7 protein-coding genes, 1 other RNA gene and 1 pseudogene are annotated in these 5,805 nt (G+C 70.5%); 2 read left to right on the plus strand and 7 right to left on the minus strand.

The window, feature by feature from the left end; genetic code table 11:
- Positions 1-344, minus strand: a pseudogene (locus PHC73_RS10715) (preprotein translocase subunit SecA); the annotation flags it as partial.
- A gap of 8 nt (positions 345-352) precedes the next feature.
- Entirely contained in the window at positions 353-1,282 is a 930-nt protein-coding gene (locus tag PHC73_RS10720; RefSeq protein ID WP_300127838.1) for a M23 family metallopeptidase, read from the minus strand.
- 170 nt (positions 1,283-1,452) lie between these two features.
- Here PHC73_RS10720 and PHC73_RS10725 point away from each other — a divergent pair, with 170 nt between their 5' ends.
- The gene (locus PHC73_RS10725) at positions 1,453-1,920 is read left to right on the plus strand and encodes a DciA family protein (RefSeq protein WP_300127841.1); all 468 of its coding nucleotides are present in this window, start codon (positions 1,453-1,455) and stop codon (positions 1,918-1,920) included.
- A 137-nt stretch (positions 1,921-2,057) separates the two neighbouring features.
- On the opposite strand, the gene metK is transcribed toward PHC73_RS10725, so the two are convergent.
- The 5 genes from metK to PHC73_RS10750 all read right to left on the minus strand — a co-directional run bounded on the left by metK (position 2,058) and on the right by PHC73_RS10750 (position 4,718).
- Positions 2,058-3,224, minus strand: coding sequence for a methionine adenosyltransferase (gene metK / locus PHC73_RS10730; protein WP_300127844.1), 1,167 nt, complete (start codon positions 3,222-3,224; stop codon positions 2,058-2,060).
- A gap of 139 nt (positions 3,225-3,363) precedes the next feature.
- Positions 3,364-4,002 (minus strand): 5-formyltetrahydrofolate cyclo-ligase, encoded by a 639-nt coding sequence (locus PHC73_RS10735; RefSeq protein ID WP_300127847.1) that lies wholly within the window; start codon positions 4,000-4,002, stop codon positions 3,364-3,366.
- Positions 3,995-4,182: non-coding RNA, 6S RNA (ssrS, locus tag PHC73_RS10740), on the minus strand. Before ssrS ends, PHC73_RS10735 begins: the two co-directional genes overlap by 8 nt.
- A 12-nt stretch (positions 4,183-4,194) precedes the next feature.
- A complete protein-coding gene (zapA, locus tag PHC73_RS10745) occupies positions 4,195-4,509 on the minus strand; it encodes a cell division protein ZapA (RefSeq protein WP_300127850.1) in 315 nt (104 codons plus the stop codon).
- Positions 4,506-4,718: a hypothetical protein gene (locus PHC73_RS10750; RefSeq protein ID WP_300127853.1), complete on the minus strand. Its 213-nt coding sequence runs from the start codon at positions 4,716-4,718 to the stop codon at positions 4,506-4,508. Before PHC73_RS10750 ends, zapA begins: the two co-directional genes overlap by 4 nt.
- A 186-nt stretch (positions 4,719-4,904) precedes the next feature.
- Between PHC73_RS10750 and PHC73_RS10755 the strand changes: the two genes are divergently transcribed.
- The coding region (locus PHC73_RS10755; protein WP_366949860.1) for an aminopeptidase P N-terminal domain-containing protein at positions 4,905-5,805 on the plus strand (901 nt) is incomplete at its 3' end.

Consider the following 5,805-nt stretch of genomic DNA (forward strand, 5'->3'; position numbering starts at 1 on the left):
GGCAGGGTGGCCACCAGCGTCTTGCCCTCGCCGGTGCGCATCTCGGCGACGCGCCCTTCGTGCAGCACCATGCCGCCGACCAGCTGCACGTCGAAGTGGCGCATGCCGAGCACCCGCCCGGCCGCCTCGCGCACCAGGGCGAAGGCTTCCGGCAGCAGTTGGTCCAGCGTCTCACCGGCGCTGTGGCGCTGTTTGAGCGTGTCCGTCCACGCGCGCAGTTCGGCGTCGGTGAGCGTCTCGAACTGCCCGGCCAGCGCGTTGACGCGCTCGACCATCTTGAAATAGCGCTTGATTTCGCGCTGGTTGCGACTGCCGACCAGGCGGCGTACGAGAGCCTGCAGCATGGCGGACCTCAGCGCCGGGCGGTGCGCAGCGGCTCGCCGGCCGCCAGCGCGCCGAGATAAACGGCCGGATCGATGAGCCGGCCGCCGCGCAGCACCTCCAGGTGCACGTGCGAGCCGGTGGCGTGGCCGGTCTGGCCGACGCGGGCGATGAGTTGACTGCGTTTCACTGTCTGACCTGCTGTGACCAAATTGGCCTGATTGTGGGCATAACGGGTGTGAAAACCGTTGCCGTGATCGATTTCGACCACGTTGCCGTAGCCGCTTTCCCAGCCGCTGGACACCACTACGCCGGCGGCCATGGCATGTATGGGGGCGCCCTGCGGGGCGCGAAAGTCCACGCCGGGATGAAAATCCCGCCGCCCGCTGAACGGGTCGGCGCGGTTGCCGAAGCGGGACGACAGCTCGCCGCCTGGCACCGGCGAGGGCAGTTGCGGGGCGCGCTCGGCCAGCCCCGCCCCGATGACCCGATCGAGCACCGCGAACTGCGCCGCGCGGCGGTCGAGCTGCCGCGACAGGCCGTCCAGGGCGGCGACGAAGTCCACCACCGCGAACGGTTGCCCGGCGGCCGGGGCATCGTCCGGCGGGGCGTCGAAATCGAACGTGTCCGGCTCCAGGCGCGCCGCCGCGCTGACGCGCTGGCCGACCGCTTCGAGCTGCGTCAGGCGGCCCTGCAGCTGGCCCAGGCGGCTGGCCAGCGCCTGCGCCTGGGCGCGCGCGGCCAGCACGGTGTCCTCGAGCTGCGAGCGCTGCGCGCGCAGCTCGTGGCGGACCGCTTTGCGATCGCTCAGCGCCTCGGACAGCGGCAGGCTGGCGCCGAGCGCGAAACTGCCGGCGAGCGCCCCCACCACCACACCGCCGAGCGCCAGCAACGCGCGGCCGCGCAGACGGATACTGCGTCGACCATTCGCGCCGGGCCAGTGAATGTGCAGGCTGATCATCGGCGATACCGGGAGAAGTGCCGAGAAATCCACCCGTGGATATTTCGGCTCGCCGCGATGCGGCGGGATCAAGGGCTTGAGTCCTTGCCTGCGGCGGGGCATCCTGCCCCAGACAGAAAGCACTCAACGAGTCGGCGCTTCCCAAGCCGCGGGAGGCCGGGCCGGGCATTATGGGTTCCCAGCAACACCTTCACAAGCTGCTGACCGCCGCCGGCGGGCCGCTGGCGCAGTTGCTGCAGACCAGCCGCGAGCGCGATTTGCTGCTCGCCGAGGTGCGCAGGTATCTGCCGGCCGAGCTGGCGGCGGCCGTGCACAGCGCCGCCCTGGAGGATGGCTGTCTGCGCCTTGGCGTGAGCGGTGGCGTCTGGGCGGCGCGCCTGCGTTTTCTGGCGCCCCAGCTGCGCCAGCGCCTGGCGGCGCCGAGCGCCGGCTGGTCGCGGGGAATGGTGCAGGCGGTCGAGGTGCATGTCACGGCGCCGGCCACGACCGCTGCCGCACCGGCGCCGGCCGCGCCGCGGGTGCTCAGCGCGGCCAGCCGTCGGCACCTGCGGGCGGTTGCCGACGGCGTCGCCGATGCGCGCCTGGCCGCCGCGCTGCGCGCGCTGGCCGACAGCGGCGCGGCGCCGGATGAAGGCTGAGAGCTTGTGAATGTTTCAAGCTCTCAGATCGGCCAGGGATGGCCGGACGCGCATTTCTTCACGAACCCTGATTCGATGCCGAAAAATTCCAGGGCTGGAATTTTTCGGCTCGCCGGCGGCAACCGTGCCGCGTCTGATCAGCGCGCCGCCGCGCGCAGTGCCTCGGCGCGGTCGGTGCGCTCCCAGCTGAAGTCCTGATCCTCGCGTCCGAAGTGGCCGTAGGCGGCGGTCGGGCGGTAGATCGGGCGCTTCAGGTCCAGCATGCGCAGGATGCCGGCCGGGCGCAGGTCGAAGTGCTCGCGCACCAGGCGGGTGAGGGTGGCGTTGCTGACCTGCCCGGTGCCGAAGGTGTCGACCATGATCGAGGTCGGTTCGGCCACGCCGATGGCGTACGACACCTGCACCTCGCAGCGCTCGGCCAGACCCGCGGCGACGATGTTCTTGGCCACGTAGCGCGCCGCGTAGGCCGCCGAGCGGTCCACCTTGGACGGGTCCTTGCCCGAGAACGCGCCGCCGCCGTGGCGGGCCATGCCGCCGTAGGTGTCGACGATGATCTTGCGCCCGGTGAGCCCGGCGTCGCCCATCGGCCCGCCGATCACGAAGCGCCCGGTGGGGTTTACGTGGATGGTCGGCTGATCGGCCAGCCAGTCACCGAGCACCGGCTTGATGATGTGCTCGATGACCGCATCGCGGATGTCCGCCTGGCTGATCTCGGGCGCGTGCTGGGTGGACAGCACCACGGTGTCGATGTGCTTGGGGCGGCCGTCCTCGTACAGAAAGCTGACCTGGCTTTTGGCGTCCGGGCGCAGCCACGGCAGCGTGCCGTTCTTGCGCAGCTCGGCCTGGCGGCGTACCAGCCGGTGCGCGTAGGTGATCGGCGCCGGCATCAGCACGTCGGTCTCGCGGCAGGCGTAGCCGAACATCAGGCCCTGGTCGCCGGCGCCCATGTCTTCCGGGTCGGCGCGGTCGACGCCCTGGTTGATGTCCATCGACTGCTTGCCGAGCGCATTGATCACGGCGCAGGTCCGCCAGTCGAAGCCCATCTCGGAGCTGCAGTAACCGATGTCCTTGATCACGCCGCGGATGATCTCCTCGGTCTCGATGAACACCGGCTTGTCGGCATTGATCCTGATCTCGCCGGCCACCATCGCCAGCCCGGTCTTGGTCAGGCTCTCGCAGGCCACGCGCGCATCCGGGTCCTGCGCGAGATACGCGTCCAGGATGGCGTCGGAAATCTGGTCACAGATTTTGTCCGGGTGGCCTTCGGACACCGACTCGGACGTGAACAGGTAGGCATCGGACATGGGGCCCTCCTGGGGGTGCCGAAAAGACGCCTTGGCGTGGCGCCGGCAGCGGTTTGCTGCGGCAAGGGTGAAATCGGGGCGGGGTGGACACGATGGCACCCCGCGCGGGCGCGCATTAGAGCACAGCGTTGCCCCCCCCTCAAAGCGGGCGAAACAGGTAGCGCCGGCGTTCGGTCTGCACGGCGTCGAGCGGTACATCCCAAGGCTGGCGTGGCAGGTGGCTGACGCGCTGCAGCTCGAAGGCGACGCCGACCAGCCGCGGCCGCCGCCAGCCAGGCAGCCGTACGAACGCGAAGCTGCGATCGTAATAGCCGCCGCCCATGCCCAGACGGCTGCCGGTGTCATCGAAGCCGACCAGCGGCAGCAGCACCAGATCCAGCATGCGCGGCGCCAGCCACGCCCGCCGCGGACAGGCCGGTTCGGGGATGCCGAACCGGTTGCGGATCAGCGGCGTGCCGGGTCGCCAGGGGGCAAAGTACAGCCGGCCGGCGCGCAGCGGGCACAGCACCGGCAGGTAGCAGGCTTTGCCCATGGCGTGCGCCCGCGCCAGCGTCGGCAGCGGGTCGATCTCGCCGTCGGCCGGCCAGTAGGCGGCGATGCGCCGGGCGCGCTGGAACGCCGGTGCGAGGGCGAGCTGGCGGGCGATGGCGGCTGCCGCGGCGCGGCGCGGCGAGCGGCCGATCCGCCGGCGCGCCGCGCGCAGGGCGCGGCGCAGGGCGGGCGTGGAAAAGGCCGCCGACGCGTTGGCGTCAGCGGCCGCAGATGCGAAGGGTTCCACCACTTGTGCCGTTATGGCTCGTCACTCTTGAACCGGATGGTTCAAGGCGGAAGAAGAGGCATGGCCGTCAGGCTTCCCACTGCGCGGTGGGCTTGCACACGGGCCAGCGAACGACTCCCAAAGCTTGCGCTTTGTGGTTCAAGAAAATGATTGACCCACTCACGAACACCGCAGTGGAACCCGCCGTCATCATCACCCGGAATGGGGTGTCGGCTCAAGTGTGCGCAGCGCCGCGGTCAGGCGCGCCTCGAGCGCGCCCAGGCGCTCGATCGCCGCCGCCTGGTCGCGGCGGGCGGCGCGCTCCTGCAGCAACTCGTGGGCGATGTTGAGCGCGGCCAGGGCCAGCAGGCGCTCGTTGCCGGTCACGCGCCCGCCGCGACGCAGTTCGCGCAGGCGCTCGTTCAGGTAGTCGGCGGCGGCCAGCAGCGCGTCGCGTTGCTCGCTGCCGGCGGCGATCAGGTACTCGCGGTCGAGCACCTTTACTGCGATGCCGCCGTCCCGGCTCATGGCTGCTCCATGTTCTTCAGGCGCGCGATCATGGTCTCGACGCGGGTGCGCGCGGCGTTGGCCTTGTCCATCAGCTCGGCGCGTTCGGTGAGCAGCTGTTGATGGCGGGCGCGCATGGCGCGGTATTCGAGCACGAAGCTCTCGACGCGCTGCACGGCGGCCTGCAGGCGTTGTTCGAGCGCCGCCACGGCGTCGTCCTGCTGTGTCATGTGGTGCACCCGGCCTGACCGGTGAGGGATGGGGCGGCTATGATCTACCAACCGCGCCGAAAAATATCCCGCCGGAGGCGTTTCGGCCACCGCCGGGCCGCCTGCAGCGCCCCTCAACCCGTCACTGCCGTGAACCCACTGCCCGTCATACCGCCCAAGGAATTCGCCGCCCGCCGCCGCACGCTGATGCAGCACATGGGCGGCGGCATCGCCATCATTCCCACCAACCCGCACCACACGCGCAACCGCGACACGGAGTTCCCGTTCCGCCCGGACAGCGACTTTTACTACCTGACCGGCTTTGCCGAGCCCGAGGCGGTGGCGGTGCTGATCCCCGGTCGGCCGCAGGGCGAGTACGTGCTGTTCTGCCGCGAGCGCGACCCGGCCAAGGAGACCTGGACCGGCCGCCGGGCGGGGCTGGAAGGCGCCAAGGCGCGGTTCGGCGCCGATGATGCGTTCCCGATCACCGACCTCGACGACATCATGCCGGGCCTGCTGGAGAACCGCGGCAAGGTGTTCTACAGCCTGGGCGCGCACGGCGAGTTCGACCAGCGCGTGCTGGGTTGGGTGAACAGCCTGCGCGGCAAGGTGCGCGCCGGCATCCACGTGCCGGGCGAGTTCGTGGACCTCGGCCACCTGCTGCACGACCTGCGCCTGTTCAAGAGCGCGGCCGAAATGAAGATCATGCGCCGCGCCGCCGACATCAGTGCGCAGGCGCATTGCCGCGCCATGCGCGTGTGCCGGCCGGGCATGTGGGAGTACGAGATCGAGGCCGAGCTGCGGCACGAGTTCATCCGCCACGGCGCGCGGCTGCCGGCCTACGAACCGATCGTCGGCGGCGGCGCCAATGGCTGCATCCTGCACTACGTGGACAACAACGCGCGCCTTGCCGACGGCGACCTGCTGCTGATCGACGCCGGCTGCGAGCTCGACTGCTACGCCGCCGACATCACGCGCACCTTTCCGGTGAACGGCCGCTTCAGTCCGCAGCAGCGGGCGCTGTACGAGATCGTGCTCGACGCCCAGCACGCCGCCATCGACAAGGTGCGCCCCGGCAACCACTGGAACGAGCCGCACGAGGCGGCGG

Origin of the sequence: Immundisolibacter sp., assembly GCF_028696615.1 — a bacterium.
Taxonomy (GTDB): domain Bacteria; phylum Pseudomonadota; class Gammaproteobacteria; order Immundisolibacterales; family Immundisolibacteraceae; genus Immundisolibacter.